Consider the following 675-nt stretch of genomic DNA (forward strand, 5'->3'; position numbering starts at 1 on the left):
CGGGCCCGGGCGCCGTGAACTCCTCGCTGAATGCGGCGATGGCGGCACGGCTGGCCTCATCGCCCGCCTCGTGTCCGCCCATGCCGTCGGCGACCAGGAAGCACGGATCGGCGGCGAGCAGCCAGTCCTCGTTCTGCCGCCGTCGCAGACCCGCGTCGGTGCGCGCGGAGACCTCGAGCAGCGGCTGCTCGCGACGTGCGTTCACGCCGCGCCGCCGAGCCGATGCAGCGTGACCTGCAGCGTGCCGAAGAGCATGTGCGGAGTAGCGGGCACGCGCGTGTGCGGCGTCACGTCCTCCTCGCGGCCGTCGTCGTGGATCAGCAGCAGGCCGTTCGTCGAGCCGAGATCCTCGACCGTGGGCTGATCGTCCTCGATCCGCAGGCGCACATGGGTCTTCGAGAGCGTTCGGGTCGGATCCGGGATCTCCAGGGTCTCGGCTCCGTCCGCGGCGACCGGACGGCGGCCGATGATGGTGTCGGGCCCGAGGTCGAAGGTCTCGCCGTCGGGGAGCACGAGGCTCCACGCCGTCGTCGGGCGGCGGGGGACGACCACGGTCTCGTCGAACTCGCCGTCATCGGGGACCGGCGCTGCGGGCGCGTCGAACACCCCCGTGATGCCGGTCGGCCGGGTCACCGCCTGCGCCGGTGTCGGCGCGGGGCACGCCGGGGGCGCGTC

The 675-nt window shown here is 73.6% G+C and carries 2 protein-coding genes; both read right to left on the minus strand.

The window, feature by feature from the left end; all coding sequences use genetic code 11:
* The coding region (locus ACFPZL_RS14030) for a PP2C family protein-serine/threonine phosphatase (protein ID WP_382336026.1) at positions 1–205 on the minus strand (205 nt) is incomplete at its 3' end.
* Positions 202–675: FHA domain-containing protein (locus ACFPZL_RS14035; protein WP_382336028.1), on the minus strand; the 474-nt coding region annotated here is incomplete at its 5' end. The genes ACFPZL_RS14035 and ACFPZL_RS14030, both read right to left, overlap by 4 nt.

Source organism: Leucobacter soli, from assembly GCF_042659205.1.
In the GTDB taxonomy this organism is placed as follows: domain Bacteria; phylum Actinomycetota; class Actinomycetes; order Actinomycetales; family Microbacteriaceae; genus Leucobacter; species Leucobacter soli.